This is a genomic window from Blautia sp. MCC269, from assembly GCF_018785655.1.
Classification (GTDB): domain Bacteria; phylum Bacillota; class Clostridia; order Lachnospirales; family Lachnospiraceae; genus Blautia_A.
Window position 1 is genome coordinate 1 of the sequence record NZ_WQQE01000044.1, and the last position, 25333, is coordinate 25333.

Here is a 25333-nt window from a genome sequence, read left to right on the forward strand (position 1 = left end):
TTTCCAATCAAAGAAAAGACTTCCTGCATAAGCAGTCAAGGCAGATAGCCAATGCTTATGATTGTGTATGTATAGAAGATCTGGATATGAAAGCAATGTCACGATCGCTGAATTTTGGAAAATCTGTTTCAGATAATGGCTGGGGAATGTTCACAACATTTTTGAAATACAAACTGGAGGAACAGGGTAAGAAGCTTGTGAAGGTGGATAGATTTTTTGCAAGCAGTCAGACCTGTTGTGTTTGTGGTTACAAAAATGCAAAAACGAAAAATCTTGCCCTGAGAGAGTGGGATTGCCCGCAATGTGGAACTCATCATGATAGAGATGTAAATGCGGCGATAAATATCAGAAATGAGGGAATGCGTTTGGTAATTGCATGACATTAACATAACACAACCGTGGGACACACGGGGATAGCTCGCTTATGCTTAACACAGTAGTGCTATCGAACGAGAACCAAACTTGCCGAGGATGGGAAGCCCCCACCTCTATAGGTGGGGGAGGATGTCACTGGGGAGATCAAGGCCTTTGAGGGGTGGAAGAAGAACTGAGAGGGAATCAGCTGGATTTACAGAAAAATGGTTTCATGGTATCATAGTTTCAGAAAGAAACGGATACTGTGAGGCCATTTTTGATAAGAGGGAGAGAAACCGAATGGGAAGTTATCTGAATCCGGGCGGTGGAATGTTTAAAGCCTGTCTGCGGTCAAAAATTTATGTGGATAAAAGCGGGTTGATCGCAAAAACAAATGAAGTACTGGGAACAGAGCAGCGTTTTGTCTGCGTGAGCAGACCGCGACGTTTCGGAAAATCCATGGCTGCTAATATGTTGGCTGCATACTATGGCCGAGGTGAAGATAGTACAGAACTGTTTTCTGATCTCAGGATCCATACAGATAAAAGCTTCCGGGAAAATCTGAACCAGTATGATGTGATCCGGATCAACATGCAGGAATTTTTAAGTGCTGCACCGGACATGGACGAGATGCTGAAGCTTCTTCAGAAACGTATTCTCAGGGAGCTGAAGATACAGTATCCGGATTATATTGACAGTGATTATCTGGTCTTTGCCATGCAGGATGTTTTTGCATATACCAGACATCCTTTCGTGATCCTGATCGATGAATGGGATTGTATATTCCGTGAATTTAAACAGAATATGGAAGCACAGAAAAAATATCTGGATTTTCTGCGTGTATGGCTGAAGGATCAGGAATATGTGGCATTAGCCTATATGACCGGAATCCTCCCGGTGAAAAAATATGGTTCACATTCTGCATTAAATATGTTTACGGAATATTCCATGATCAATCCAAGAGAAATGGCTGAGTTTTTCGGATTTACGGAAGATGAGGTAAAAGACCTCTGCAGTCAGTATAAACGGAATTTTCAGGAGGCACAGGCATGGTATGATGGCTATGAGCTGGTAGCCATAGAGGATGGAAGAAAGAAGACGTATTCCATGTACAGCCCGAAATCTGTGGTGGATGCCATGTTAAGTGGAATTTTTGACAATTACTGGAATCAGACAGAAACCTATGAAGCCCTGAAAGTTTATATCCGTATGAATTATGATGGCCTGAAAGATGCAGTGATAAGAATGTTGGCAGGCGATAAGGTTCAGATCAATACAGGAACTTTTTCCAACGATATGACAACGTTTCAGGGAAAGGATGATGTATTGACACTTCTGGTGCATCTGGGGTACTTAAGTTATCACTGGCCGGATAAGACGGTGACGATTCCAAATAAAGAGGTATCCCAGGAATATATAAATGCCATCAGCACAATGGACTGGAAAGAAGTGATACAGTCCGTTGAGACATCCAGAAAACTTCTGGAAGCATTGTGGAATCTGGATGGAGAAGCGGTGGCGAGGGGAATCAATCAGGCTCACAGAGAAATTTCGGTTCTTCAGTATAATGACGAGAATTCTTTAAGCTGTACCATCAATCTGGCGTTTTATTTTGCCAGAGAGTATTATACGATTATCCGGGAACTGCCAACAGGAAAAGGATTTGCAGACATCTGCTTTATCCCAAGAAAGTTATACGCAGACAAACCGGCAGCAGTCATTGAACTGAAATGGGACAAAGATGCTTATGGAGCCATATCACAAATTAAAGAAAAGCAATATGTAGATGCCCTGAAAGACTATCATGGAAATCTCCTGCTTGCAGGAATCAATTACGATAGAAAAACAAAGCAGCATACCTGTATAATTGAGCGGTATCATAAAGAATAAAATATACACAAATGGGAAAAAGCCTCCCCTGGATACGGAAATCTATCCGCGTTCAGGGGATTTTTTATGATGCAAAAATTATATTATAAACATAAAGATTTATACAACGAACATGTACGGATAAAATATACGATGCTATTGTATAGACAGTAACCAGTCATGCAGAAACAGAGCAAAATACAGAGAAAGAAGAATGCCTATGGAGAGCATAGCGGTTAAAAATCTGTACAAAAAATATAAGATCTCACAGCGACAGGAAGGCTTTGCCGGAATGGTGAAATACTTATTCCATCCTCAATATAAAGAGAAGGAAGCCGTAAAAGGAATTTCTTTTTCAATACAGCAGGGTGAATGCGTAGCTTTCCTGGGGGCAAACGGGGCAGGAAAATCAACGACTATTAAAATGCTTACAGGGATCATGAAACCGACAGAGGGAAAGATTTCCGTTATGGGAAATGATCCATTCAGGGAACGGCTCATAAATGCCGGGAAGATAGGCGTTGTGTTTGGTCAGAAGACACAACTGTGGTGGGATATTCCGGTAAAAGATTCTTTTGAACTGCTGCATAGTATTTATGAAATCCCGGACAATGTTTATGAAGAAAATCTGAATCTGTTTAAGAAAATTCTGGAACTGGAAGAATTTATAGACCAGCCGGCAAGAAAGCTGTCTCTCGGACAGCGAGTAAGGGCAGATATAGCAGCAGCTCTTTTACATGATCCGCCGGTTTTATTTCTGGATGAACCAACAATAGGGCTGGATGTGGCAGTCAAACAGAAAGTATATCAGTTTTTACAATACATAAATAAAGAAAAAAAGACCACGATTTTGCTGACGAGCCATGATCTGAAAGATATGGAATGGTTGTGCCGGAGACTTATCATTCTGGAAAAAGGAGAAATTTTATTTGATGATGAAATAACAAAAATTTTTGATAATTATCCGGAAGCAGAAACATTGGAAGAAATTATTATTGAACTGTTCAATGGAAATACGAAGAAGTAACCGTCTGATTTTGTTTTTCTGAGGAGAGCAAATATGAGAAAATATCTGGCACTGATAAAAGGCGGATTTCTGGAAGGAATTGCTTATAAAGAAAACTTTCTGACAGGATTGCTGGCAAATTTTGTTCAGGTTGTAGTTTTTTACTATGTATGGAAAAGTATTTTTTTATATCATACGGAGATTAATGGATATACATGGGAAATCATGAAAAAGTATGTAATTGTTTCTTTTTTATGTAACAGTACATTTTCTTTTGGATTTGAAATGCAGACGGCCAACAGTATTATCAGTGGAAATATAATCACAGATCTGTTAAAACCGCTGAGTTACCGAAGTTTGACTTTCTTTAAAGCTGTGGGAACAGCAGGAATGGAATTTTTGATCACATTTTTATGGTGCGGTACTTTTCTGGTAATGTGTAACGGAATGCAGAATATAGAGGTGTGGCGAGTTCTCCTTCTGCTTTTCTCCATACTTTTGGGAATGGGAATCAAATTTAACATCCAGTATATATTTTCCATGTTCTGTTTTTATACAGATAATGCGTATGGTGTTGTAAAAGGGAGAGAAGTTCTGACAAATTTCTGTTCAGGAGCTTTGGTTCCGCTGGCATTGTTTCCTGGATTTTTGCAGAAAATTGTTACGGTTATGCCTTTTTCCGGGATCGTATATATTCCATGCAGCATATTTGATGGAATATTTTGCTGGCAGAAATGCTGGGAAGCACTTTTGTTCCAGAGCGTGTGGAATGTAATATTATTTGCATTCGGAAGCATCTTATGGAAAAAAGCCTCTTCCGTTATCGCATTATATGGAGGTTAAAGATGGGCAGATACAGGAAATATTTCAAAATATACCGGAAGATGCAGGAAATGAATATAAAATCCCTAATGTATTATCGAGCGGATTTTCTGATGATGACATTTTTTACATTGCTGTCCCAGGTATCAAATCTGGCTGTTATTGGAATTATCTATACAAATATTCCCACAGTTGGCGGCTGGTCTGTATGGGAAATTTTATTGTTATATGGATATCTGTTATTTTCAGAAGGTTGGGTAAATTTTTTCTTTCAGGGTTCCTGGAAAATTGCACAGATGGTAAATAAATCAGAAATCGACCGGTTTCTCGTAAGACCGCTTCCGGCAGGAATGCAGATGGTAGCTTCCAGGATTGATTTTGACGGATTAAATAAAATGATCATAGCACTGGGAATATTGTCAGTTGGAATAAAAAACTGTAAAATAAACTGGACGATCATAAAAATCCTGTATTTTGTGGCATCTCTGCTTACAGCATCTATGATCCGTTTTTGCATGATCTGGATGGCAAGCTGTATGTCCTTCTGGATGCAGGGACCGAAAAATTCGTTAAATTATCTGGTCCTTTCTGTAGGAGAGATGGCGAAATATCCACTTATCATATACCCGGGATTACTGAAAGGAATCTTTGGATATATCATACCTTACGCATATATCAGCTATTATCCGGCGGGCTTTCTGTTAGGAAAAAGAGACATGCTGCCAGGATATCTGTTGCTGTTTCCTGTTTGCATAGGGATGCTGTGGTTATCGGCAGTGTGCCTGAAACGTGGACTGGGAAAATATGAAAGTGCCGGGAATTAAAGATCGTTTATGGGGGGGGGGGGGGTGAGTCCATGCTTGGAAGTAAAGATATTTTTCTGGATCGGGCAAAGCGGGAATTGTCGGTTATGCAGATGAACCACTGCGGTATCCAGGAATGTGAAAAAGGACATATGTGGCAGTTTCAGGCCAGGCCTTATCATCTGCTGCATTTTGTACTGCATGGGGAAGGGAGTTTAAAGATCTCAGGCAGAATGCTGAATGTACATGCCGGACAGGCATTTTTTATACCTGCAGGAATAGAAGGAAAATACATAGCTTCCCTGCAGAACCCCTGGAAATATGCCTGGATCGGATTTTATGCAGACAATGGAAATAAATTTATCGATCTTTTATTTGGAAAAAATGAGATCCTGGACCTGGCGCTTCCGGCTAAAGAACTGGAAAAAGAAATCCTGTCGATTTTGTCAGTGATGGATAAAAGACTTCAGGATGTGGCCATTTATCAGGAAGAAGATTTTCCGGGAGAGCAGTTTTTCTCCATACGGAATTTTTCCGCATCTCTGGAAGCAAACAGCAGAATGCTGCATCTTTTTGCCAGGCTGCTGGAAACACAGGGTGATATAAAAAAGCTGACAAAAGAAGAAAAAAATCTGGCAAAAGATGCAAAAAACTATATGGACCGCATGTACAGCAGGGATATCCGGATCCAGGATGTGGCAGGAATCCTCCATGTACATCCAAACTATCTCAGCACACTGTTCCGCCGGGAATACGACCAGTCACCACGGGAATATCTTCGTAAAGTGAGGATGAATCAGGCAAAGCTCCTGCTGGCAACCACAGAATATTCCATATCAGATATCTCATCAGATGTGGGATATACAAATCCGTTTCAGTTTTCGAAGGTATTCAAAAGCTGCTATGGGATTTCACCTACGGAGTATCGAAATATGAGACAATAAGAAACGGTTACTGTACAGAAATTATCAGTATAAAAGAAAAAAGGATGAGTAAGGGAGAAACCAAAGCATGGGAAAATTGATCATTCTCAGAGGAAACTCCGGAAGTGGAAAAACAACAGTAGCGAAAGCATTACAGAAAAAGCTAGGACGTAATACAATGCTGATATCACAGGATGAGGTCAGAAGAAATATGCTGTGGGTTGATGATGGCATAGATACAAAGGCTTTGCCGCTTATGGCAGAACTTTTACGATACGGAAGGGAACACAGCGAATTTTCTATCCTGGAAGGGATCATGTATGATGAATGGTATCGTTCGTTGTTTGAACTGGCAAATGAATTATATGGTTCAAATGTATACGCATATTATTTTGATCTGTCGTTTGAAGAAACCGTGAGACGACATAATACAAGAAACAGAGAATTTGGTGAAAAAGATATGCGCAGATGGTGGAGAGAAAAAGATTTTTCTTCAGTTCTCAGGGAACAGGCTATTACCTGCGAAATGGATACAGACAGTATTGTTGAAAAAATATACTCGGATTTGAACGCAGATCGCAAAGCGATTGCGTTCATGAGCATATAAAGTAAATGTAATACAAACATATTCAGACTGGCAGTATGATTGCAATCATGCTGCCTTTTTTGCTGCTTTCCAGTACTTTTACCTGTCCGTTATGCTGTCTGACAATTTCACTGACAAGTGCAAGCCCCAGGCCGGCACCTCCCATAGCACGGCTTCTTGATTTGTCTACACGGAAGAACGGGGTGAAGATTTTTTCCTGATATTCAGGAGGAATGCCGATTCCGGTGTCGGAGACTTCAAGAAAGACGTAATTGACAGAGGTGGATGTATCTGTTATTTCTTCGGAAGGATGGATATTTACGGTTACTTTTCCACCGGAGTGATTGTATTTGATCGCATTTTCCACAAGATTGTACACAGCACGATACAGCAGCAGATAGCTTCCGGTAATGATGCAGTCTCCCTCCTGCTGGATCAGTTCAACTTCTTTCTGTTCCGCTACAGAAGCCAGGTCGCAGAAAACCTCATCAGTCAGTGCTGCCAGAGAGATCCTTTCGGAACGTTCAACAGTCTGTACACCGGTCATATCCAGGAGGATTTCAGCCAGATGGGAAAGTCGCCCGGTCTGTTCCTGTAGCATGGCAAAAATCTCCTGATAATCTTGTAAAGCAGGTGCTTCCCTGCGGGCAAAGACCTCCAGGTTTGTCTGGATAACGGCAAGAGGAGTCCTCAGCTCATGTGCTGCATTGGCAGAAAACTGCTTCTGGGCAGTAAAGGCTTCATCCAGGCGTGCGAGCATTTTGTTAAATGAAACTGTCAGGCGGGAAATCTCGTCATTGGTAGCAGGAACTTCAAGAGCCTCTGAAAGGTTCTGGACCTCTATTTTGTTTACCTCCTGGCTGAGTCTGCGAAGGGGAAGTAATGCCTGACGGCTGATAAAATAAGTGCAGATACTGCTGAGAAGGATGATGATCCCTGTTACCATAAGTCCTTTGGTGAGAAAAAGTTTTTTGGTTAGCTGCAGCTGATCGGAAAGCTCCGGAAATAAGACGGAGGGATTCATATTAAAGGTGATGGGAGCAGAATCTGTGTTATCAATCCGTATCATGTAATCTCCCAGATCCTCCATTCCGGCAACTGCAGACTGGCTGATAAAAAAATACATCAGAATGCAGGTGACTGTCATAAGCAGTGCAGTGATCAGTGTCAGACGCCATTGAAGAGATAGCTTTCCGGTTATTTTTTTCATTGTACATCCTCCGTTAAAATGTAACCCTGGCCGATCTTATTCTGTATCGGATCAAAGCCGAGAGCAGTGCGCAGCTTTTTTCGAAGAGAAGAAATGTGGACACGAATGGAATTGCTGAGACTGTTGACGCTTCCGTCCCAGATATGCTCGATCATTTCTTCCGGACTTATGATACGGTTCTGATGAAGAAGGAAATATTCCAGAAGAGAACTTTCCTTTCGGGTCAGAGAAAGGGGAAGTCCATCGACACTGGCCTTTCTTGTACGGGTATCAAAGCTGATACGTCCGCATTGCAGACATACGTCCTGCTGGATAAATTTCCTTCGTGTCAGACTTCGGATCCGTGCCTCCAGCTCTTCAAAATGAAAAGGCTTTGTGAGATAGTCATTGGCACCGAGATCAAGCCCTTCTACCTTGTCCTGGATCTGTCCTCTGGCAGAGAGGATCAAAACGGGAGTGGAAGTATCGGATTTCCGAAACTGGCGCAGGATTTCCAGACCATCAACGCCAGGAAGGTTCAGATCAAGAAGGATGAGATCATAATTTTCCACCAGACATAATTCCAGTCCTTCATCCCCGTCAAAACATGTGTCCGCTTCATAGCCATCCATACGAAGTCCCTCCGCAATAGACTGGCAGAGCTGCTTTTCATCTTCGATTATCAATATATGCATAGTAAATTCTCCTAAAAAACAGTTGATTTTGCTTTGTTATCTATAATATCATGTATAGCATAAAATTCCTGTAAATTTTTTTGTTTCTTAACAGAGATTTTATACAGGGGATGATATAGTAAGGCTACAGAGAACAAAATTTACATATAAAATATATGCTGGTTCCAGATATGGGCCGGTGATATCAGAAGGGAGAATATAAACAATGAAATTGAGAACACAGAAAATAACAGCACTTATGGCAGCAGCGGTATTAGGAATATCTGCATTAGGAAGTGTGCCGGTAACAGCGGCAGAGAGCACGGAAACAGCAGATATCGGAGAGGCAATGGCGGTGGATGGAGAGGCAGTTTCATCAGATCTGGTAGCAGGTACATTTAAGCCTTCCGACGTAACCTGCAAGGCACAGGATTCTTATGAATATCCGTTTCTGGGACTGAAGCTTTCACTTTCGAAGGAGCTGTTAAATCAGATCAAGGATCAGAGCATTGCAATGCTTACTACGGAAGATTTTGAGAATCAGACCAATGCAGTGACATATGCCTACGTAAGCTGGAGCAAAATGACAGAGGAACAGAAAAATGCCGAAATACAGAAGATGGGAACAGGATATGACGACTGGGTGGCAGGTCTGGACAGAATCGGTACAATTGGCGTTTATGACGAAGCTTCACAGAAAAAGCTGGATGAGATCACCGGCTGTACAGAGCATAAAGAGCTTGGAAGCAGCAGTGACGGGAAATACAAATATTATCTGAGCACCAACAAAGATGCAGATGAAAAGCTGACAAAGGAGCTGGAAAAGATCAAAACCGATATTACGGAAATGACACCGTATCAGAATATTTCCGTGTTTGACCAGCCACAGGATACCAGCAGCAACCCGGAGGATGTAAAATCTGTAGGAAAATTTGAAACAACAGGAATAGATGGAAAAACATATACAGAAAAAGTGTTCAGTGACTATGACCTGACGTTGGTAAATGTTTTTACAACCTGGTGCTCACCATGTGTAAAAGAGATTCCGGAACTTCAGGAGCTCTATAAAGAAATGAAAGAGAAAGGCGTCGGAGTAGCAGGTGTGGTGCTTGATACTACAGATGAAAAGGGAAATCAGGACGAGGAGGCTGTAAAAAAAGCTGGCATTCTTCAGGAAAAAACAAAAGCAGAGTATCCGTTCCTGATACCGGATACTACTATGATGAACGGCCGTCTGCAGGGGATTTCCGCATTTCCTGAAACATTTTTTGTTGACAAAGATGGAAATATTGTAGGCGATACCTATACAGGAAGCCATACACTGGACGAATGGAAGGAAATCGTGGAAAAAGAGCTTAAAAACGTTTCAAAGTAAAAGATGATTATTATGGAGAGTGGAAAAATGATTCGGAAAATAACAGAATCCAGGTGGATCGGACCTGCTCTGGCAGTTTTTGGAATTTTACTGATGATACTGGGAATCTGCAGAGGTGAGGTATCTGTAGTTTTTACAAAAGCGATCAACATCTGTATGGAGTGTATTGGCATTGGATAATAAGAAGATGAAAATAAATGAATGGCCGCGGCATGGGATCCAGGCATTGTGGGCGGCCCTTACAAACAGTCACATATCAGGCTTTGTGACTGGAAAGATCTATACCGGAAAAATGAAAAATGTCTGTGTTCCGGGGCTGAACTGTTATTCCTGCCCCGGAGCAAGAGGGGCCTGTCCCATTGGTTCCCTTCAGGCTGTGATCGGAAGCTGGAACTTCAAGATGGCATATTATGTAGCTGGATTTCTGATCTTTGTAGGAGCGCTGCTTGGAAGACTGGTGTGCGGATTTCTCTGCCCATTTGGACTGATCCAGGATCTGTTGAACAAGATTCCTTTTCCAAAGAAGATCCGGACATTTCGGGGAGACAAGCTTTTGAGAAAACTGAAATATGTGATCTTTCTTGTATTTGTGATCCTACTTCCCATGTTTGTAGTAGATATCATGGGCCAGGGAGCACCATATTTCTGCAAGCTGATCTGCCCGGCAGGAACGCTGGAGGGAGGTATCCCGCTGGTGCTGCTGAACAAATCCATGCGAAGTGCAGTAGGCTGGCTGTACATGTGGAAAAATACGATCCTGGTGATCACCATTATCTTATCAATTATGATATACCGGCCATTCTGTAAGTATATCTGCCCGCTGGGAGCTTTTTATTCGGTATTTAATAAAGTTTCCGTTTTTCGTTACAGAGTAGAGAAAGAAAAATGTGTTCACTGCGGAAAATGCAGAAATATCTGCCAGATGGAGGTTGATCCGACAGAGGATCCTAACAGTGCAGAGTGCATCCGATGTGGAAGGTGTAAAAAGATATGTCCGACACAGGCAATCCGGTGTGGTTTTGCAGGCAAAGATCAGACATGAATTACGTTAATTGACGAAAAATAGAATTTTCCTTATAACATTCAGTATCTGATGAATAGTACGGAAAACTGGAATGATTCAGAAAATTAGACTCAGCTCACTTTAAAAGTGAAAAAATAATTTGATAATTTCTTGACAAGTACTAATAAATATGTTAGTATTCAATCATCAAATTAATAAAGTCTTCGGTGACTGACGGAGTTGTGGGATAACCACGAGGGAGCCGGAGATTCGATGAGTCGACCGTCTGGGCAGTATTTGAAAAAATTCAGATACTGCTCTTTTTTATGGGATAAAAGATGCAGACGGTTGCAGCGGAGAAAGGAGAACATTATGGGATTCAAAAGTGACATCGAGATTGCACAGGAGTGCACAATGGAGCCAATTACCAAGATTGCAGAGAAAGCAGGTATTGATGACAAATATCTGGAGCAGTATGGTAAATACAAAGCAAAGATCGACTATAATCTCCTGAAAGAAACAGACAAAAAAGACGGCAAACTGATTCTTGTGACAGCTATCAACCCGACACCGGCAGGTGAGGGAAAAACAACTACAACGGTAGGTCTTGCAGATGGAATGCAGAGACTTGGAAAAAATGTTATGGTAGCTCTTCGTGAGCCATCCCTTGGACCGGTATTCGGTGTCAAAGGTGGTGCAGCAGGCGGCGGCTATGCACAGGTAGTTCCTATGGAGGATATCAACCTTCATTTTACCGGTGATTTCCATGCGATCGGTGCGGCAAACAACCTTCTTGCTGCAATGATCGACAACCATATCTTCCAGGGTAATGAGCTGAACATCGACCCGAGAAAGATCACCTGGAGACGTTGTGTGGATATGAACGACCGTCAGCTTCGTAATGTAGTAGACGGACTTGGCGGAAGAACAAACGGTATGCCGCGTGAAGACGGATACGACATCACAGTTGCATCTGAGATTATGGCAGTTCTCTGCCTTGCAAGCGATATCAAAGACCTGAAAGAGAGACTTTCCAGAATCATCATCGGATACACCTATGGCAAAGTTTCCGAGCAGAAACCGGTAACAGCAGGAGATCTTCATGCAGAGGGTGCTATGACAGCACTTCTGAAAGATGCCCTGAAACCAAACCTTGTTCAGACACTGGAGCATGTTCCAGCCATTGTTCATGGCGGACCATTCGCAAACATCGCTCACGGATGTAACTCCGTAACCGCTACAAAGATGGCTATGAAACTTGCAGATTATGCCATCACAGAGGCTGGTTTCGGTGCTGACCTTGGTGCTGAGAAGTTCCTGGATATCAAGTGCCGTATGGCAGGACTTACACCAAGTGCTGTTGTTATCGTAGCAACTGTACGTGCCCTGAAATACAACGGTGGTGTTGCAAAAGCAGATCTTAACAATGAGAACCTTGAGGCTCTTGAAAAAGGTATCCCGAACCTTCTGAAACATGTAAGCAATATCAAAAATGTATACAAACTCCCATGTGTGGTAGCTATCAACGCATTCCCGACCGATACCAAGGCAGAGCTTGATTTTGTAGAAGCAAAATGTAAAGAGCTTGGCGTAAACGTAGCACTTTCCGAGGTATGGGCAAAAGGCGGCGAAGGCGGAATCAAGCTTGCTGAGGAAGTGATCCGTCTTGTTGAAGAGCCGAATGATTTCACATATGCTTATGAACTGGAAGGCTCCATCGAGGACAAGCTGAACCAGATCGTACAGAAGGTTTACGGTGGAAAGAAAGTGGTTCTTACAGCAAATGCCCAGAAGCAGGCGAAACAGCTGGAGGCACTTGGATTTGGCAACTGCCCGATCTGTGTAGCTAAGACCCAGTACAGCTTAACAGACGACCAGACAAAGCTTGGTGCTCCGACAGATTTCGAGGTAACAGTAAGAAATCTTAAGATTTCCGCAGGTGCAGGATTTATTGTTGCACTGACAGGTGAGATCATGACCATGCCAGGTCTTCCAAAAGTGCCGGCTGCAACCAAGATTGACGTAGATGAGAGCGGTAAGATCACAGGACTGTTCTAAGCAGAATCGGAAACATATAATTATAAAGTATTTTTGAGGGGAATTCAGATAGAGACCTCCTCCGGCAATAAAAACCGGAGGAGGTTTTTTATGTAAAAATAAGAAAAAGACCTATAATCGAACAAATTTTCTGGTATAATAAGAAAAGAAAACACTCCGGAGGTGTATCCATGGATAAAAAAGAAGATCATATCTATATAGCCATCGATCTGAAATCATTCTACGCTTCCGTGGAATGTCAGGAGCGGAACTTAAATCCACTTACCACCAATCTTGTTGTGGCAGACAGGGAACGAACCGAAAAAACCATCTGCCTGGCAGTTTCCCCTTCTTTGAAGGCCTATGGAATACCAGGAAGAGCGAGACTTTTTGAAGTGGTCCAGCGTGTAAAAGAAGTCAATCAGGCACGTGTCACAAAAGCACCAAGAAGATGTTTTACCGGAGAATCCTGGTCTTCGGATGAACTGAAAGCGCATCCGGAACTGGCCGTTTCCTATGTGACAGCACCGCCGAGAATGGCGTTGTACATGGACTACAGCACCCGGATCTATAACGTTTACCTCCGTTATCTGGCACCGGAGGACATGCATGTCTATTCTATAGATGAGGTGTTTATGGACGTCACCCATTATCTTGGAATGTATCAGATGACAGCCAGAGAGTTTGCTGCAAAAATGATCTCCGATGTAATGAAAGAGACCGGGATTACGGCAACTGCCGGAATCGGAACCAATCTTTATCTGTGTAAGATTGCCATGGACATCGGGGCCAAACATGTAACACCAGACGAAAATGGTGTGCGTATCGCAGAACTGACGGAGCAGTCCTACCGGGAACTTTTATGGGATCACAGGCCGCTGACAGATTTCTGGCGGGTAGGCACAGGAATCAGGAAGAAGCTGGAAGAAGTAGGACTTTACACGATGGGAGACATTGCCAGATGCTCTTTGGGCGGTGTGCGTGATTACTATAATGAAGATCTTCTTTATAAAATATTCGGCATCAACGCGGAACTTCTGATTGATCATGCATGGGGATACGAACCGGTGACCATGGATCTGATCAAAGCCTACAAACCGGAAACAAACAGCATCGGTTCCGGTCAGGTACTGCACTGTCCCAGTGATTTTGAACAGGCGAAACTGATCGTACGTGAAATGACAGACATGCTGGTTCTTCAGCTTGTGGAAAAAAGGCTGGTAACCAGTCAGATAGTCCTTACCATAGGCTACGATATTGACAATCTGAAATCTTCCTCCGGCAGGAAAAAATATCAGGGCGAAATAAAAACAGACCGTTATGGAAGAAAAATTCCCAAACATGGTCACGGAACTGTAAATTTGGACAATCCAACCTCATCCACATCAACGATCATGAAGGCAGTCCTTGACCTGTATGAGCGTATCACGGATAAAACACTTCTGATCCGGCGTGTCTATATCACAGCCAATCAGCTCACAGATGAAAAACTGGCAGCGGCAGAGCCCGTATATCAGCAGATGAATCTGTTCACGGATTACCTTAAATCAGAAGTGTCAGAGGCAGAACAGAAAGCAGAAAAAGAAAAACAGGAAAAAGAGCGAAAGCTCCAAGAAGCTATGCTTTCCGTAAAAAAGAAATTCGGAAAAAATGCCATACTGAAAGGCAGCAGCTTACAGGAAGGTTCCACAACCATAGAGCGGAACAACCAGATCGGAGGTCACAGAGCATAAATGGAAAAGAAACCAAAAGGCAAATACCAGGACATCATAAACCTGCCTCACCATGTTTCAAAAACACACCCACAGATGCCCCTCTATGACCGAGCTGCACAGTTTTCCCCCTTTGCAGCCCTTACCGGCTATGAAGACGCAATCCGGGAAACAGCCAGACTCACCGATAACTGGGTACAGCTTTCCGAAGACAAAAAGCAGGAACTGGATGAAAAACTCCGGCAGCTGATAGCCGACAGGGAGAGAACAGAGTCCGTCACCATCATCTATTTCCAGCCGGATGACCGGAAAGAGGGAGGCTCCTATGTAACCGTCACCGGGCAGATAAAAAAGATTGACGACTGCAGCCAGAAAATCTTTCTGACAGATGGAACGAAGATTGACCTGGGAAGAATTGTGGATATAAAATAAAAAATGCTTCGGAGGAACAACAATGGGAAAAATATTGGATGAGGATCTGATCTACGAAATACTATCCGTGGTGGAAGAAATACCGGCAGGAAAAGTGGCTTCCTACGGGCAGATTGCACGTCTCATCGGCTGGGATAAAAATTCGAGGCTTGTAGGAAAAGTTTTAAGCATGGCAGAATTTTATGGGAAATATCCCTGCCACAGAGTTGTGAATCATGCAGGCCGTACTGCACCAGGATGGAGAGAACAGAGGGAACTTCTGGAAGACGAAGGTGTGGAATTTAAAGCAAATGGATGCGTGGATATGAAAAGGCACCAGTGGGAGGAATAGAACTTTATGAATTGTAAAGATATGATGCAGATTCCGGAGCTTACAGAGGTTCTGAAGCTGAAAGCAGGAAAAAACGGTTTGGAGCAATCTGTTCGATGGATTTATTTTGCAGACTGTCTGCAATGTGTAAAAAGTGAATATAAGATCGAAAACTATATCCACGGAGACGAATTTGTAGTTCTGACCAATCCCAGTGTTACGGATGACAGTCGGAAGCTGATGGAGATGATCCGGCAGATGTATGGGCATGGAATTACGGCTCTTGGAATCAATGAAGGCCAGATATCAGAGGAACTGATGCAATACTGTGAAGAGAAAGCGTTGCCTCTTTTTGAGCTTCCGGAGAAATATCCTCTGATCGATCTGTCTCAGATCATCTGCCGCAGGCTTGTTCTGGAAGAAAATGACCGAAATGCCGCAGAGCAGCTGTTTTCCTCTATTCTGGATGCAGAACATTTAAGCCGGGAGCGTGTGATGGCACAGGCCAGATATCTGAATATTGATCTGGAGGGGAGCTTTTTTGTAGCGGAATTTGCGTTTGCGTCCGGAAATATAGAAAGCGGATGGGAGAACGAGGATTCCCTGACAACCGGACGGAATGTGAAACGTATGATCTGTACTGAGTTTTCCAGTTACATAAAACAGGATATCCTTATCCTTCCACAGGCAGGCTCCATCCTTGCACTGCTTCCGGACAGAGAAGCGGAGGATAGCAATATAAAAGAAATTTTTGCCAGGATCGTGGACCGAACACAGCGGGAATATGGAATAGAGCTTCGGATCGGAGCCGGAAACAGTAGGGCGTATCTGGATGAGGTAAAAGACAGCCGGAACGAAGCTTCCTCAGCACTTCGGGCAGCAGAAGTTTCCGGATTGAAGGGGCAGATATTTTTTTACAGGGATCAGGGAATCTATACATTACTTTCCCATGTGGACGATTCCAGAATCCTGGATACTTATATGGAAGAAAAAATCGGAAAGCTGCTGCAGGCAGATGAACTGAACGATGGAAACTTAAGTGAAACTCTGGAAAATTATCTGAACTGCAGCTGCAATGCCAAAAAGACGGCAGAAGAGATGTTTCTTCACAGGAATACCTTAAATTACAGGTTGAAAAAGATCCGGGAGATCCTGGGATGCGATCTTGAAAACCTGGATACCTGCCTGGAGCTGAAGATGGCGTTTCTGATCAGGCGATATCGGTATCGCAGATAATAGAAATTGTGCACTGTGCACAAAAAACATACAACACCAGGCCTATTGATTTCGTACCGGAAAATGCTATAATCTACCTAAATCAAAAAACAAAATAACACAGCAGATAAACGACAAAGGCGTCGGATGATAACACATCCGGCGCCTGTTTTTTTGCTTCCGGAGAGAACTCCGAGAGGAGTCTGGCAGGCAGAAAAGCCGTGACCAGATAAAGGAGGAGAATATTATGACAACAGCAGAATTAGCAACCGCATTACCGGAGATTGTAACAGAGCAGGTTCCAGGACCGAAATCAAAAGAACTTCTTGACAGAAGAGACGCAGCAATCCCGAAAGCACTTTGCGGAAAAACATATCCGATCTGTATCAAACAGGGATCAGGAGCCATGTTTGAAGATATGGACGGAAATAAATTCCTTGACTGGGTCGGCGGTGTTGGCGTCCTGAATATCGGATATTCCCATCCGGAAGTCATCGAGGCGGTAAAAAAACAGACTGAAAAATATTTCCACACAATTTTCAATGTATATGTACATGACGGTTATGTAACACTGGCTGAAAGATTAAATGAGATCATGCCGTGTAAAGGAGATGTGAAAAAAACATACTTCGCAAACTCCGGTGCAGAGTGTGATGAAAATGCCATCAAGATTGCAAAAGCCTTCACAAAAAGAAGCGGCGTGATCTGTTTCACAGGTGCTTTCCATGGAAGAACAAACCTGACCATGGCACTGACAGCAAAAAAAGCATATGCAGTTGGCATGGGACCGTTCCCGGCAGGAATCTTCCGTGCACCATATCCATATGTATACCGTGCACCAAAAGGATATACAGAGGAAGAGGCGATCCAGTATTACATTGATGAGCTTCAGAGAATCTTTGACGAGGGCGCACCTGCAAGTGAGATTGCCTGCATGATCGTTGAGCCGTTTCAGGGCGAAGGTGGATTTATCCCGGCACCGATCGAGTGGGTTAAAGCAGTCCGCAAGATCTGCGATGACAACGGAATTCTGATGATCGCAGATGAGGTTCAGTGTGGTAACTGCAGAACAGGTAAATATTATGCATCTGAGTACTGGGCAGAAGCAGGCGCAGCACCGGATATTATCACAACTGCGAAATCTCTTGGCGCAGGACTTCCGATCTCCGCAATTACAGCAAGAGTCGAGATCATGGATGCGGCACCTGCAGGAACCATCGGAGGAACCTTCTGCGGAAACCCGGTATCCTGTGCAGCAGCACTGGCTGTTATGGATATCATGAAACGTGATGATTATGAAGGAAAGGCAAGACATATCGGTGAGACCGTCATGAAACGCTACAAAGAGCTTCAGGAGAAATATCCGGTAATCGGTGATGTACGAGGCCTTGGTGCAATGATCGGTATCGAGCTTGTAAAAAATAAAGAAACAAAAGAGCCAGCAACAGAGCTTACTGCCAAGCTGATCCAGAATGCGATTCAGAAGGGACTCCTTCTTGAGAACTGTGGAACAGCAGGTAACGTCGTACGTTTCCTTGCACCGCTTACCATGACCGATGAGCAGATGGAGAAAGGACTTGAGATATTTGAAGACTCTTTGAAAGAAGTTCTGGAAGCTTAAGTGAAATAAATGCGGATTACCAATGTATCCGCCTGATATCTGAAGATCCGCTGTTCTGCCTGCAAAGATGCAGGAAAAAGAGCAGCGGATTTTTGCTTGCAAAAAATGGGAAAGGAGGCGTAAGGCTAAAGAACAGGAGTTCTTAACCGGTATTCATTAGGAGAACAATGATACCGCTCCTGGAATTTTTTGTAAAAAAAGCTGATGTTTTCGTAGCCTGCCTGGTTGGCTATTGCAGTTACTGGCATAGAAGTTGTTTTTAAAAGTGTTGCGGCAGATTTCAGCTTCTGGGTCTGGATCAACTGGATGTAAGTATAGCCTGTGTTTTTCTTAAGAAGAGTGGAAACATAGTTGGGGCTGATGTGAAAAAAATCTGCGACTTTTTCCTGGGTGCAGGTGCGGAAATTGTTCTCGATGTAACGAATCAGCGGAACAATTGGCATAACCGTTGAAAATTCCTGTTCTTTTGCCAGATCGTTCTCGTATACATTGATCAGCTCAGCAATGATCAGATAAAATAAATGAAAAATAATATCTCCGGAATTGACCGAGGGATCCAGAAATTCACAGAATAGTTCTGAGAAAAATAAAGGGATCCTTCGGTCTTTTTCTGAATGAAAAAGAAGATAGTGGTCGTGGTCTGTCTGCTCTGTCAGCGCGTTGACAAAAAAACGGGAGAGTACACTGTCTTTGGAAAACTGGGAAAACATACGGTCACGGAGAAATTCTTTTCGGATCAGCATACTGATCATGATATCATTTTCGCCCAGAGCGTCAATAGAATGAGGGCAGTCGGTATCAATCAGAAGTACCTGATCTTTTTTCAGAAGGACAGGTTTTCCGTCTATGTACTGAGGACAGGTACCGGAATAAACATAATTGATTTCGATATGGGAATGGACATGCTCCGGAACCGGATTGAATCTGGAATTTCGTTTGATTGAGATATCCTGCAGACCTACAGGAATATCAAAATTCTGACTGGAAACAGGATTTTCTCCGTGCATGGATGAAAAAATAAGATTGTCAGGGAACATCCGGTACATTTCCCGGCCATGAATCTGTACTTTTGGGAGCTGGCTCCAGCCGGAAAAGGGATAACCGGAACGATAATGTTCTTCACTTTCGGATAAATTTGTAAGATAATGATGAAGAGAATGGATATTCATAGCGGCGTACCTCCTGTCAATATACCTGGGATAAAGATATAGTTACTGTATCAAACTGTGTGGATTTGGTCAATAGATTATGAGGAATACGTTATTTTTTTCGCCGGGTCTGAAAGATATAATAACGTTATCAAATATAAGGAGAGGGAAGAAAATGGCAAAAGCAGATTATACCCAGCTGGCAAAAGAAGTAGTTGCAGCTGTAGGTGGAAAAGAAAACATTGTCAACGTGACCAACTGTATGACGAGACTGCGTTTTGTGCTGAAGGACGACAGTATTCCGGATAAAGATAAGGTAGCCGGGATAAAAGGTGTCAAAGGTGTAATGAATCAGGGAGGACAGTACCAGGTTATCATCGGTACACATGTCAGCGAAGTAGTCAAAGATGTGAGACGCGAAGCACAGATTTCAGGAGAAGGAAGCATCAATAAAGAGGATATGAAACTGATCAAAAAAGACAGTCTCTGGAACCGATTCTTTAAAACAATTTCCGGCTGCATCATGCCAATGCTTGGACCGATGATCGCAGGTGGAATCATCAAAGGAATCCTGGTAATCCTGGTAACAGCAGGAATCCTGACAAAAACAGACGGAACGTATCTCGTTCTTTATGCAGCAGGCGATGCAATCCTGTATTTCATGCCGGTAATCGTGGGATTTACCTGTGGAAAAGTATTCGACTGCAATCCATATGTAACAGCTGTCATAGGAGCAGCATTCCTGTATCCTGACCTTGTTTCAGCAGTATCAGCAGAAGGTGGAATTACATTCCTTAAGATTCCGGTTGCGGCAGCATCTTATACAAATACATTCCTGCCTATTGTACTGGCTAGTTTTGTGGCATCCAAACTTGAAAAACTGGCAAAGAAATTTATTCCGTCCATGCTTCAGCTTATGCTGGTGCCGACCTTTGTGCTGGCAGTCACAGTTCCGTTAAGCTGGATCGTCATCGGACCGGTTATGAATACTGTGTCTTCCTGGCTGTCCAAAGGAGTGTTTGGAATCTTCGGAATGAGCCCACTGCTTGGCGGAACACTTCTGGGCGCATTCTGGCAGCTGGTTGTTCTGCTTGGACTTCATGCGGCATTTATTCCGATTCTGATGAACAATCTTTTTTCACAGGGATATGATCCGGTAAATGCAGTATTAGGCCTGACTGTATGGGCACTTGCTGGTGTGACTTTAGGATATGCACTGAAAAACAAAGACCCTGAAAAACGTGGAATCGGATTTGGAAGTCTTGCATCTGCACTTTGCGGAGTAACAGAACCGGCAATCTATTCCATCGCACTGCCGAATTTCAAACTGTTTGTCTGTGCATGGATCGGCGGTGGAATCAGCGGCGGAATCCTTGGAGCACTTGGCGGAAAAATGTATACCATGGCTGGTGACGGTCTGTTTCGAATTCCTGCAATGATCAATCCGGAAGGACTGGATATCAGTTTCTATGGATTTATCATCTGTGCACTGATCTCATTTGCGGTTTCAGCAGTTCTGGCATTTATCATGGCAGATTCTGGTGTGGAAGAAGCTGAGCAGGTGGCAGAACAAATGGATACCGATATGAATAATCATGTTCTGGAAGAAAACAAAATGATATCAGATAATAAAGAAACCATAATCTATGCTCCTGTAAGCGGAAAAGTGATCTGTAGAGAAGATATCCCGGACGAAACTTTTGCCTCCGGAATCATGGGAGAAGGCGTCGGAATCAAACCGGAAGAAGAAATTATTGTGGCTCCTTTTGACGGTGAGATCACATCTGTGGTAGACACCGGACATGCAGTAGGATTGACATCTTCTGATGGTGTGGAACTTCTGATCCATGTGGGTGTGGATACGGTCAAGATGCAAGGTGACGGATTCCAGGTTTTTGTTACAGAAGGACAGAAAGTAAAAACTGGGGAAAAACTTCTGAAATTTGACAGAGACAAGATCAGAAAAGCTGGCTACAGCGATACAACGGCAGTTCTTGTCACAAACAGCGATGATTACAGTTCTGTAAAAACAGTTGCAGAAAACGTAAAACAAAAGGATACTGTGATAATAATAGAGAAATAATGATGGAGGCTTGACATGGAAAATTATCTTTATCCGTTTTTCTGGCAGCATGGGGAAGACCATGATGTTCTTAAGAAATATATGGAAAAAATTTCCGGATGTGGAATGAAAGGGGTATGCGTGGAAGCGCGTCCCCATCCGGATTTTGTAGGCAACGGCTGGTGGAAAGATATGGATTTTATCCTTGATAAAGCCAAGAAACTTGATATGAAACTGTGGATACTGGATGATTCTCATTTTCCTACCGGATATGCAAACGGACGTATTAAATCCGATTATCCACAGTATCTGAAAAAGTATCTGGATATGCGTCGTTACGATGTCCAGGGCCCTTTAAGAAGGGCAAGAATCGATTTTTCACTTCTGAAAGGAAGACCATGGGATAAGCCGGACCCGGAGCAGGAAATCCTGAAGGTTCTGCTTGCGAAGCGCATCAGCCAGAGAACAGAAAAAAGAGATCCGGTGATTGCAGAAAGCATATGTGACATTACAGAACAGATGAATCGGGAGAGCCGTCTTCTGACTTTGGATGTGCCGGAAGGTGCGTGGAGTATTTTTGTTGTATACCTTACAAAAAAAGGCGGGGAGCAGGCAACGCAGGATTACCTGAACCCGCTGGTGCGTGAGGCGACAGAAGTGCTGATCAGGGAAGTATATGAGCCGCATTATACACATTATAAAGAAGAATTTGGAAAAACCATTCAGGGCTTTTTCTCTGATGAGCCACGTTTTGGAAATATCAAGGGAACAGAAGGCCGTATGGGAACTGACATGGTACTTCCATGGCGGGATGGACTGGAAAAAGAACTTGGTTTTGAAGAAAAATATCTGCCGCTTCTCTGGGCAGATGCAGAGGGTCTGGAAAAAGATATTCGTTACCAGTATATGGATACTGTCACAAGACTTTACAATGAGAATTTTACCCAGGTTCTTGGAGACTGGTGCAGAGCTCACCATGTGTGGTATCTGGGTCATACCATTGAAGATAACGGAGCACATGCCCGGCTGGGATATGGAACCGGTCATTATTACCGGGGACAGCAGGGCATGGATTTTGCGGGAATCGATGTGATTGGAGGTCAGATTGTTCCGGGAATGAATTATCACCATGATGCATTTAACACAGGAGGAAGTAATGGAGAATTTTACCATTATGCTCTTGCCAAACTTGCCGCATCCTCTGCCCACCTGGATCCGGCGAAAAAAGGAAGAGCCATGTGTGAAGCATTCGGTGCGTATGGATGGAATGAGGGCTTAAAAATGATGAAATGGATCGCAGATCATCTTCTGGTACGTGGAATCAATTATCTGGTTCCTCATGCATTTGATCCGAAAAAATTTCCGGATTTTGACTGCCCGCCACATTTTTATGCACATGGACATAATCCGCAGTTCCGTTATTTTAAGGTGTTCAGCGATTATGTAAATCGTATCTGTCAGATCTTCCGGGATGGAAAATATCCTTCAGAAACAGGACTGCTTTATCCGGCAGAACTGGAATGGGGAGGAAATTGCATGCCTCTTGAAAAGCCGTGCCGGGAGCTGACAGAGCATCAGATTCCTTATGATATTGTGACAAGAGACTGGATCATGCAGGCGGAGATTGGAGATGGTTTCTTTGAAATCAACGGATGCAGGATGAAAAATCTTGTAATTCTTTATGGAGAAGGGATTCCTTCCGATATTGTTCCGATGCTGAAAAAAATGGTAGAGCATCAGGTTCAGATTTATTTTCTGGATGCACTTCCGGATGTCATGCTGGGCTTTTCGAAAGATCAGGAAGCATTTGAATATGTGCAAACACATGCCAGTGTGATTGCTCTGGAGCAGCTGGGCGAGACTCTGGCTGAGTACAGAAAAGTAGTTTTTGCCCAGGCTCAGCCAGATCTTGCAGTTGGAGAATATGAGCGGGATGGCCAGAGATATTATATGATTTTTAATGAAAATATCGGGAAGACCATACGCACAGAAATTTCATTGCCACATGCAGAGCATGTATACAGATATGATGCTTTTTCGGGAAAAACATATGAAGTCAGTACAGATCCTGCCAGTGGAAAATTTTTCTTATCATTGGAACCGTATGAGTCTGTGGTTCTTTTGGAGAGTGAAGAAAATCTCCCGGCAGAAGCCGTTTATTTCAAGGGTGCAGATATGGCAGCAGATCAGGAGAAGATCGCTCTTCCTGAAAAATGGAATGTTCAGTTTGCAGACAGTTTTTCCTGGCCGAAGTTTACAGAAAAAGTGCCAGTGGAGGAGCTTTGTTGTGTTCAGGAGATCGCAGGCTGGGAGAAAAAAGCCGGAACTTTACAGTTTTCCAGTGAACTTAAGCTGGAATATGAAATTTCTGCAGTGCTGGATCTGGGGGAAGTGTTTGAGACTGCTGAAGTGAAAGTGAATGGAATCTCAGCAGGACTCCGGTTATGCAGACCATATCGTTTTGACCTGACAGGGCTTTTGAAAAAAGGAGAAAATCAGATTACGATCGAGGTAACAAACTGTCTTGGAACTGCACTGAGAGATCCGATCAGCCATTATCTGATGATCGAGCCATTTGGTATTGAAGGTCCTGTTGTTATGAAGAAAATACAGAAATAATATGAGGTGGAAATATGAGTTTTCCGGAGAATTTTTTATGGGGCGGTGCTACCGCTGCCAATCAGTGTGAGGGAGCTTACCGGGAAGGCGGGAGAGGCCTTGCAAATGTAGATGTATGCCCGGCTGGAAAAGATCGTTTTCCTGTGTGCCTGGGAAAACTTAAAATGCTGGAGCCGGACAGTGAACATTACTATCCGGCAATGGAATCCATAGATATGTATCATCATTTCAGAGAAGATATTGCCATGTTTGGTGAAATGGGGTTTAAGACATACAGGCTTTCTATTGCCTGGACCAGGATTTTTCCAAATGGTGATGAGGAAGAACCCAATGAAGAAGGACTGAAGTTTTATGAAGATCTTTTTAAAGAATGTCATAAATATGGAATTGAGCCGCTGGTTACGATTACACATTTTGACTGTCCGATCTATCTGATCAAAAAGTATGGCGGTTGGAAAAACAGAAAGATGATTGATTTTTATAAGAAGCTTGTGACCGTGCTTTTTACAAGATATAAAGGTCTGGTAAAATACTGGCTGACTTTTAACGAGATCAATATGATTCTTCATCTGCCGTTTATGGGAGCCGGGCTTGTTTTTGAAGAGGGAGAAAATGAGACACTTTCCAAATATCTGGCGGCCCATCATGAACTGATTGCTTCTGCGGAGGCGACACGGATCGCACATGAGATCGATCCGGAGAACAAGATTGGATGTATGCTGGCAGCAGGAATGACTTATCCTTATACTTGCAGCCCGGAAGATGTGTGGAAGTCCATGCAGAAAGACAGAGAGAACTATTTCTTTATCGATGTCCAGGCAAGAGGCGAATATCCGGCATATGCGAAGAAATTTTTTGAGAGAGAAAAGATTGAACTGGATATTACAGAGAAAGACCGGAATGTTTTGAGAGAAAATACGGTTGATTTCATTTCGTTTTCTTATTATTCATCCAGATGCACAAGTGCAGATAATACCATTGAGAAAACAGATGGAAATGTTTTTGCCACAGTAAAAAATCCTTATCTTAAAGCAAGCGAATGGGGATGGCAGATCGATCCGCTGGGACTTCGATGTACATTAAACGCATTATATGACAGATACCAGAAACCACTGTTTATTGTGGAAAATGGTCTGGGATCGTCAGATGAACCGGATGAAAACGGATATGTGGAAGATGATTACCGGATTGAGTATTTGAGAGAACATATCAAGGCTATGAAGGCAGCGGTGGAAGAAGATGGTGTAGAACTGCTGGGATACACATCCTGGGGCTGTATTGACCTGGTAAGCGCATCTACAGGTGAAATGAAAAAACGCTATGGATTTATTTATGTAGATAAAGATGATGAGGGAAACGGTACCTTAAAACGGACACCGAAGAAATCTTTCTACTGGTATAAGAAAGTAATTGAATCAAACGGGAAAATTCTGTAAAGATTCCATAAAAAGTACCGGACAGAGATATTTTGATCTGTCCGGTACTTTTTATAGTTGTGTGACAGTAAAAATAAACCCCCTGCTATGCAGGGGGAGGGAAGATCTTTAGATATAAGTAATCTCCTGTGTTAAAA

The 25333-nt window shown here is 43.1% G+C and carries 22 protein-coding genes and 1 riboswitch; of the genes, 19 read left to right on the forward strand and 3 right to left on the reverse strand.

All coding sequences use genetic code 11. The features are described from left to right. From GPK88_RS15020 to GPK88_RS15050, 7 genes are all read left to right on the forward strand, one after another. A partial coding sequence (locus GPK88_RS15020; RefSeq protein ID WP_215708001.1) for an RNA-guided endonuclease TnpB family protein occupies window positions 1-380 on the forward strand: 380 nt, incomplete at its 5' end. A gap of 274 nt (window positions 381-654) precedes the next feature. Further along, window positions 655-2244 carry an AAA family ATPase gene (locus GPK88_RS15025; protein ID WP_148444889.1) on the forward strand — a complete coding sequence of 530 codons (1590 nt, stop codon included), beginning with the start codon at window positions 655-657 and terminating at the stop codon, window positions 2242-2244. A 271-nt stretch (window positions 2245-2515) separates the two neighbouring features. Further along, a complete protein-coding gene (locus GPK88_RS15030; RefSeq protein WP_252197785.1) occupies window positions 2516-3250 on the forward strand; it encodes an ABC transporter ATP-binding protein in 735 nt (244 codons plus the stop codon). A gap of 33 nt (window positions 3251-3283) precedes the next feature. Then, the gene (locus GPK88_RS15035) at window positions 3284-4072 is read left to right on the forward strand and encodes an ABC transporter permease (protein ID WP_173753690.1); all 789 of its coding nucleotides are present in this window, start codon (window positions 3284-3286) and stop codon (window positions 4070-4072) included. A gap of 68 nt (window positions 4073-4140) precedes the next feature. Next, on the forward strand, window positions 4141-4875 hold the full coding sequence (locus tag GPK88_RS15040; RefSeq protein ID WP_215708002.1) for an ABC transporter permease: 735 nt from the start codon (window positions 4141-4143) through the stop codon (window positions 4873-4875). Between the two features lie 32 nt (window positions 4876-4907). Next, window positions 4908-5798 (forward strand): AraC family transcriptional regulator, encoded by an 891-nt coding sequence (locus tag GPK88_RS15045; RefSeq protein WP_173763004.1) that lies wholly within the window; start codon window positions 4908-4910, stop codon window positions 5796-5798. Between the two features lie 67 nt (window positions 5799-5865). Further along, window positions 5866-6384 carry a kinase gene (locus GPK88_RS15050; RefSeq protein ID WP_173763003.1) on the forward strand — a complete coding sequence of 173 codons (519 nt, stop codon included), beginning with the start codon at window positions 5866-5868 and terminating at the stop codon, window positions 6382-6384. Between the two features lie 22 nt (window positions 6385-6406). Here GPK88_RS15050 and GPK88_RS15055 read toward each other — a convergent pair whose 3' ends face one another. Further along, entirely contained in the window at window positions 6407-7573 is a 1167-nt protein-coding gene (locus GPK88_RS15055) for a sensor histidine kinase (protein ID WP_173739313.1), read from the reverse strand. Then, window positions 7570-8247 carry a response regulator transcription factor gene (locus tag GPK88_RS15060; RefSeq protein ID WP_173763001.1) on the reverse strand — a complete coding sequence of 226 codons (678 nt, stop codon included), beginning with the start codon at window positions 8245-8247 and terminating at the stop codon, window positions 7570-7572. Before GPK88_RS15060 ends, GPK88_RS15055 begins: the two co-directional genes overlap by 4 nt. 205 nt (window positions 8248-8452) lie before the next feature. Between GPK88_RS15060 and GPK88_RS15065 the strand changes: the two genes are divergently transcribed. From GPK88_RS15065 to GPK88_RS15105, 9 genes are all read left to right on the forward strand, one after another. After that, complete coding sequence (locus GPK88_RS15065; protein ID WP_118071257.1) at window positions 8453-9601, forward strand: TlpA family protein disulfide reductase; 1149 nt, start codon at window positions 8453-8455, stop codon at window positions 9599-9601. Between the two features lie 27 nt (window positions 9602-9628). Beyond that, window positions 9629-9781, forward strand: coding sequence for a CD1871A family CXXC motif-containing protein (locus tag GPK88_RS15070; protein ID WP_173739040.1), 153 nt, complete (start codon window positions 9629-9631; stop codon window positions 9779-9781). A 7-nt stretch (window positions 9782-9788) separates the two neighbouring features. After that, window positions 9789-10643: a 4Fe-4S binding protein gene (locus tag GPK88_RS15075; protein WP_118071279.1), complete on the forward strand. Its 855-nt coding sequence runs from the start codon at window positions 9789-9791 to the stop codon at window positions 10641-10643. 178 nt (window positions 10644-10821) lie between these two features. Further along, window positions 10822-10903: riboswitch (ZMP/ZTP riboswitch) on the forward strand. A gap of 73 nt (window positions 10904-10976) precedes the next feature. Beyond that, the gene (locus GPK88_RS15080; protein ID WP_173763000.1) at window positions 10977-12662 is read left to right on the forward strand and encodes a formate--tetrahydrofolate ligase; all 1686 of its coding nucleotides are present in this window, start codon (window positions 10977-10979) and stop codon (window positions 12660-12662) included. 170 nt (window positions 12663-12832) lie between these two features. Further along, complete coding sequence (locus GPK88_RS15085) at window positions 12833-14374, forward strand: Y-family DNA polymerase (protein WP_173762999.1); 1542 nt, start codon at window positions 12833-12835, stop codon at window positions 14372-14374. Beyond that, window positions 14375-14785, forward strand: a complete 411-nt coding sequence (locus tag GPK88_RS15090) for a YolD-like family protein (protein ID WP_021977027.1) — start codon at window positions 14375-14377, stop codon at window positions 14783-14785. A gap of 22 nt (window positions 14786-14807) precedes the next feature. Continuing rightward, the gene (locus GPK88_RS15095; RefSeq protein WP_118071254.1) at window positions 14808-15116 is read left to right on the forward strand and encodes an MGMT family protein; all 309 of its coding nucleotides are present in this window, start codon (window positions 14808-14810) and stop codon (window positions 15114-15116) included. Window positions 15117-15122: 6 nt separating this feature from the next. Continuing rightward, window positions 15123-16331: a PucR family transcriptional regulator gene (locus tag GPK88_RS15100; RefSeq protein ID WP_148444881.1), complete on the forward strand. Its 1209-nt coding sequence runs from the start codon at window positions 15123-15125 to the stop codon at window positions 16329-16331. A 226-nt stretch (window positions 16332-16557) separates the two neighbouring features. Further along, window positions 16558-17931, forward strand: a complete 1374-nt coding sequence (locus tag GPK88_RS15105; protein WP_173762998.1) for an aspartate aminotransferase family protein — start codon at window positions 16558-16560, stop codon at window positions 17929-17931. A 125-nt stretch (window positions 17932-18056) separates the two neighbouring features. On the opposite strand, the gene GPK88_RS15110 is transcribed toward GPK88_RS15105, so the two are convergent. Next, window positions 18057-19100, reverse strand: a complete 1044-nt coding sequence (locus GPK88_RS15110; protein WP_173762997.1) for an AraC family transcriptional regulator — start codon at window positions 19098-19100, stop codon at window positions 18057-18059. 154 nt (window positions 19101-19254) lie between these two features. Here GPK88_RS15110 and GPK88_RS15115 point away from each other — a divergent pair, with 154 nt between their 5' ends. The 3 genes from GPK88_RS15115 to GPK88_RS15125 are packed head-to-tail and all read left to right on the forward strand — an operon-like array spanning window position 19255 to window position 25196. Next, window positions 19255-21162 (forward strand): beta-glucoside-specific PTS transporter subunit IIABC, encoded by a 1908-nt coding sequence (locus GPK88_RS15115; RefSeq protein ID WP_173762996.1) that lies wholly within the window; start codon window positions 19255-19257, stop codon window positions 21160-21162. Window positions 21163-21177: 15 nt separating this feature from the next. Continuing rightward, window positions 21178-23760, forward strand: a complete 2583-nt coding sequence (locus GPK88_RS15120) for a glycosylhydrolase-like jelly roll fold domain-containing protein (protein ID WP_173762995.1) — start codon at window positions 21178-21180, stop codon at window positions 23758-23760. A 14-nt stretch (window positions 23761-23774) separates the two neighbouring features. Beyond that, window positions 23775-25196: a 6-phospho-beta-glucosidase gene (locus GPK88_RS15125; RefSeq protein ID WP_173762994.1), complete on the forward strand. Its 1422-nt coding sequence runs from the start codon at window positions 23775-23777 to the stop codon at window positions 25194-25196. Window positions 25197-25333: the final 137 nt, after the last annotated feature.

Excerpts from the sequence above, each read along its gene's own strand:
- GPK88_RS15040 (WP_215708002.1), top strand. The coding sequence starts at position 4,141 with ATGTATTATCGAGCGGATTTTCTGATGATGACATTTTTTACATTGCTG.
- GPK88_RS15035 (WP_173753690.1), top strand. The coding sequence starts at position 3,284 with ATGAGAAAATATCTGGCACTGATAAAAGGCGGATTTCTGGAAGGAATT.
- GPK88_RS15120 (WP_173762995.1), top strand. The coding sequence starts at position 21,178 with ATGGAAAATTATCTTTATCCGTTTTTCTGGCAGCATGGGGAAGACCAT.
- GPK88_RS15095 (WP_118071254.1), top strand. The coding sequence starts at position 14,808 with ATGGGAAAAATATTGGATGAGGATCTGATCTACGAAATACTATCCGTG.
- GPK88_RS15030 (WP_252197785.1), top strand. The coding sequence starts at position 2,516 with ATGGTGAAATACTTATTCCATCCTCAATATAAAGAGAAGGAAGCCGTA.
- GPK88_RS15100 (WP_148444881.1), top strand. The coding sequence starts at position 15,123 with ATGAATTGTAAAGATATGATGCAGATTCCGGAGCTTACAGAGGTTCTG.
- GPK88_RS15070 (WP_173739040.1), top strand. The coding sequence starts at position 9,629 with ATGATTCGGAAAATAACAGAATCCAGGTGGATCGGACCTGCTCTGGCA.
- GPK88_RS15110 (WP_173762997.1), bottom strand. The coding sequence starts at position 19,100 with ATGAATATCCATTCTCTTCATCATTATCTTACAAATTTATCCGAAAGT.
- GPK88_RS15085 (WP_173762999.1), top strand. The coding sequence starts at position 12,833 with ATGGATAAAAAAGAAGATCATATCTATATAGCCATCGATCTGAAATCA.
- GPK88_RS15060 (WP_173763001.1), bottom strand. The coding sequence starts at position 8,247 with ATGCATATATTGATAATCGAAGATGAAAAGCAGCTCTGCCAGTCTATT.
- GPK88_RS15055 (WP_173739313.1), bottom strand. The coding sequence starts at position 7,573 with ATGAAAAAAATAACCGGAAAGCTATCTCTTCAATGGCGTCTGACACTG.
- GPK88_RS15125 (WP_173762994.1), top strand. The coding sequence starts at position 23,775 with ATGAGTTTTCCGGAGAATTTTTTATGGGGCGGTGCTACCGCTGCCAAT.
- GPK88_RS15090 (WP_021977027.1), top strand. The coding sequence starts at position 14,375 with ATGGAAAAGAAACCAAAAGGCAAATACCAGGACATCATAAACCTGCCT.
- GPK88_RS15025 (WP_148444889.1), top strand. The coding sequence starts at position 655 with ATGGGAAGTTATCTGAATCCGGGCGGTGGAATGTTTAAAGCCTGTCTG.
- GPK88_RS15105 (WP_173762998.1), top strand. The coding sequence starts at position 16,558 with ATGACAACAGCAGAATTAGCAACCGCATTACCGGAGATTGTAACAGAG.
- GPK88_RS15065 (WP_118071257.1), top strand. The coding sequence starts at position 8,453 with ATGAAATTGAGAACACAGAAAATAACAGCACTTATGGCAGCAGCGGTA.
- GPK88_RS15050 (WP_173763003.1), top strand. The coding sequence starts at position 5,866 with ATGGGAAAATTGATCATTCTCAGAGGAAACTCCGGAAGTGGAAAAACA.
- GPK88_RS15045 (WP_173763004.1), top strand. The coding sequence starts at position 4,908 with ATGCTTGGAAGTAAAGATATTTTTCTGGATCGGGCAAAGCGGGAATTG.
- GPK88_RS15075 (WP_118071279.1), top strand. The coding sequence starts at position 9,789 with ATGAAAATAAATGAATGGCCGCGGCATGGGATCCAGGCATTGTGGGCG.
- GPK88_RS15080 (WP_173763000.1), top strand. The coding sequence starts at position 10,977 with ATGGGATTCAAAAGTGACATCGAGATTGCACAGGAGTGCACAATGGAG.
- GPK88_RS15115 (WP_173762996.1), top strand. The coding sequence starts at position 19,255 with ATGGCAAAAGCAGATTATACCCAGCTGGCAAAAGAAGTAGTTGCAGCT.